The organism is Nonomuraea recticatena (assembly GCF_039533245.1).
Classification (GTDB): domain Bacteria; phylum Actinomycetota; class Actinomycetes; order Streptosporangiales; family Streptosporangiaceae; genus Nonomuraea; species Nonomuraea roseola.
In genome coordinates this window covers 1-3,772 of record NZ_BAAATE010000090.1, presented here as the reverse complement: position 1 = coordinate 3,772, position 3,772 = coordinate 1, and the positions used below count along the sequence as shown (strand labels likewise).

The 3,772-nt window shown below is 57.0% G+C and carries 2 protein-coding genes; one reads left to right on the top strand and one right to left on the bottom strand.

Annotated elements, in window-relative coordinates; all coding sequences use genetic code 11:
- Positions 1–307: 307 nt before the first annotated feature.
- Entirely contained in the window at positions 308–1,927 is a 1,620-nt protein-coding gene (locus ABFX50_RS50325) for a hypothetical protein (RefSeq protein WP_346158352.1), read from the top strand.
- A gap of 242 nt (positions 1,928–2,169) precedes the next feature.
- On the opposite strand, the gene ABFX50_RS50320 is transcribed toward ABFX50_RS50325, so the two are convergent.
- Positions 2,170–3,333, bottom strand: coding sequence for a hypothetical protein (locus ABFX50_RS50320; RefSeq protein WP_346158351.1), 1,164 nt, complete (start codon positions 3,331–3,333; stop codon positions 2,170–2,172).
- Positions 3,334–3,772 lie beyond the last annotated feature (439 nt).

The window sequence follows — 3,772 nt, the reverse complement described above, 5'->3', positions numbered from 1 at the left end:
GCACGGTAAGACAGCAACGAGGCTCCCGGTCGGGGCATCGGATCTTGGTCGACTGCTGTCTTATCGGCAGCCTCCTCTCATCCGCCACCGCTCTACACGAACCCACCGTGACCAGCGCCGTCAGGATGAAAAGAGCTCACTGAGGGTGGGCGCCCTATCTCCGCTGCACGCCTTCGACTCATTCATCTAGCTGCTTTGTGCTGCTTGGGCAAAGCAGCATGTCTTGCATGGAATCCGGGCTTCCTGAAGACTGTGCGACAGAGTGTCTAACTGCGAGCGTCAATCAAAGGCAAGGAGTCTGCTGACTGTGGAGAAGCTCGTTTTTAGTCCGCAAGCTATCGATCGTGCTGCTCGTGGGATTGATGCGCTGAGTTCTCTGGTAGGAGAAAGTCGTCGTGTTTCAAATAAAGCAGCAGCTTCGCTGGCTGGACCGCGCGCCTTTGGCGGACTTGGCGAGGCCGTAGGGCTGCGTGACGCATATGTAGAGATGGCAAATGAGTTTAGTGCATGCCTGAAAGAAATGGAGGAAGCGATCGATGGGGCGCGGGACAGGCTCAGAGCTGTTGCCGCGAACCTTGCCACCGCAGACATTGCAAGCATGGCAATGTTCTCCATGCTTGCGGGCACAGCCGACGAGGCGTCGAAGATCCGTAAACTTAATCCAGCTTCAGAATTTTATCAGAACCATCGACTCCTTAATGGGATAATTGAAAATCTACCCTGGCCGTTGGGCGCCTTGGGTAGAAGTGCGCTGGGCGCAGTTCGCTTCATGGGCGACCTCACTAGCGGCGACAAGTATAACATCATCACCGACTTGTGCGCCTTAACTCTTGAGATCAGCACATTCGTCTTTGGAGTCAGGGCGGTTAGACATACAGTCGCCGCCGACCCGCTCAATTATCTTTTCGTCGTTGTCGTTCAGCTTGGCATGAAAGGCCTCTATTGGACAAAAGACTTGGCTGATTTTGTAACGGGTGACCCTCTTGCTACGGGGCAGGCAGCATACGAGTACGACAGCATCGCCGAAAGTTGCCGCAAGTTGGTCGATCAGCTCGAGGCAACCATTAACAACAACATCGGTAACGGCGCGTGGGAAGGAGAGGCGGCTGAGGCCGCTCGGGCACGGATTGAAGGCCTGCGCGACGGAATTTCGCATGTAGGTAGCACCGCCGACAGTGTCGCTGCTACTTTGCAGCTCGCGAGCTCGATTATCGGCACGGTTGAGCATATAGTGATCGCGATAATCGCCGATCTCCTATATTTTGCAGTGGCTATCTGGTTCAACGCACAATTTTTCGCTCCCGCGACCATGGGGCAGTCGCAGGTCGTGGCCGCGACGAGAATTTCGAACATGTCAGCGACCGCGGCAACCACCGTGGGAAAACTGATTCAAACCGCAGCAATACATCTGCGGCAGATTCTGAAACTGGTACAGCGGATTGTTAGCAGGCTACAAGAAGTACGGAAGGGAGCTTTCGCAGCCTTGCGGGATTCACCATGGGGCCGGAAACACATGGAATTTCATTTTGGTGCGCCGTATTATGTGAACCAGGTTAGAGCCGACGCCGGGCTGGGTCGGCACGCTGCGATCACGCCTATCGACCTTCTCCGAAGTGAGAGGAATCGGGCTCTGCGATCGCCCCTGAGATGCACGCTGCAACAATACGGTTTCGATCTCTATCGCTTTGATCAGAAGGGCAATCTTCTCCCGCAAGGAAACATGCGGTTCTCGGTGATCGAATTCCTTACTAGAGATTCAGAGGGAAAAGTCGTCATGCGTCGCAACTGGTGGTATGTAGGCGGTATGAGCGGGCTCACGCTGGCACCCTTTGGGCGCTTCCTGCAGTACGACAACCGAGCCGACGCCGCGGCTGTCCAGTCTCCAGTTAACTGGAATGAACTCCTGTCTATACAGACCTCTCGGTGATCGCGGAAGATTCACCGCTCAAAGTCCTCGTCCGGTTCACAGACAATGAGCGTTTTCATCCTGCGTTCGCGCAGCGCATGGAGCCTGCCCGTTTTTAAGGCGTGCCGGAGCTGGCTATAAGGCCGCACGTCAAAGTGTTCATGAGTCGTCGCCGGGCCACCTCACTGGGGACGCTCCAGGCAACGATATCAGAATGAAAGAGGCGCAGTTTACTCGGAGCGCCAGCCAGGTTAACTAAGGACCTATTTGACGCCAGGGGTGGTCACTTCAATGTATTTGTCGGCCGTCGCAATCAATTTTTTACTATCGGCCTTCAGGACAGCCCCGAGGATATGAACACCGTCCGCCCATGTGTCGACGATGACGTCGAGTCGGCGGACGAACCATAACCCGACAAGCGGAATGCCTGACAGCGGGGCCAGGCCCCAGCCCTCGAACCGCGGCGGGACTTCCTTCAACAGCTCGACACCGGTGCCGCAGTCACTCATGGTGTGGGCGAACCTCTTGAGGTAATCGGTAGCGGTCTGAAAACCGGATCCGCCCGTAGTGCCCCCAGCCTTGCCTGGGAAAGGCTGCCAAACATCGGCAATGCTGGTGGGACTGGTGACCGAGGAAGAAAGCTTGAGGTCGCGCGGGCCTTGCGTCGGGTCACCGCCAATGTAGAAGGCGCCTTTGATGTCGTTGAGAGCCAACTCTAGTTTTTGAAGTTGACTCTCATAGGTGACGAAAATGTCAGCGAATTGCTTCGTGAGATTACCCAACGCGGCGGCGAAGATGCCCATCTGGGTGTACATGGCTACAGAACTGGCCGGGTTGGCACTCAGTTTCGAAAGCAGCTTGATTATCGGCGCGTTTCCGGCGTAGAGGCCAAGTAGCGACAGGTCGTACTCCACCACCTCTTTGTAAAGGCTGTGCATAACGTCGCTCATCGCTCTAGAGATCTTGTCGAGCCGGCTGTACAAGGGGTGGACGTTGAACCGGATGTGCTGCTGGAGCATCTGGGATGCAGAGCCTTGCCAATTTGGTGATACATCATCAAAATAAGAGCGCCATAAATCCGATCTGCTGCCTTCGAGTAGCCCCGACACCTCCTTCCATCTCTCGCGACGATCGTAAAACAAGAAAGGGTTGCCTACGTTCGCCGTGGCCAACGCGTCCAGCGCCAGCACGGTGACGCCAATCCATGGGTGAGCGCGCACCGCGGTGCGGAGCTCGCTACGGAGTGGATTTAGGTCGGTTAGAAGCTTCCTGAAGAATCCCGGATCGACACGAGGAGTCACGGCAATGGTTCTCTGCACAGCTCCGCTCGCATTGGTGACATAGAGTTGTTGGGCGGGCGCTGGGGTGACTTGGCCAGGCACAATCAGATTGGGCGAGTGGCTGGAAGAAGCGGACATGTAGCCCATCTTCTCAGACTACGCCCTTGCCGACGGACGCCTACGGGAGACCTTTTCCAACCTGATGATGCAGATCAGTAGCGGTAAGGCGCGGGGCGGCGGGTAAGAAGACGCTTCCGGGTAAGACGGCAGTCGGACCTGATTCAATCGCCCAACGACAGCCTCCACGGCCTCACTCTGCTGCCATTGCGCTGCCTCATCACACCATGGCCCGCTCTGGCCGGTCTGATCCAAGCGCCGCGCCCTCTGATCCCGGCGATGGAAGGCCCGGGTCGGTCTTCTCCCTGGGCCAGCCTGTTCGACCTTTCACCGCCGCCGGCGTGTCAGACGGCGCCGCCGGTGTGCAGCTATTGAGCTCTTTTCACCCTGACGGCGCTGGTCGCGGTGGGTGTGCGCGGAGCGATGGCGGATGAGAGGAGGCTCCCGGTAAGACAGCAGTCGACCAAGA

What these genes read in the sequence shown, in the direction of transcription:
- ABFX50_RS50320 (WP_346158351.1), bottom strand. Translation starts at nt 3,333, where the DNA reads ATGGGCTACATGTCCGCTTCTTCCAGCCACTCGCCCAATCTGATTGTG.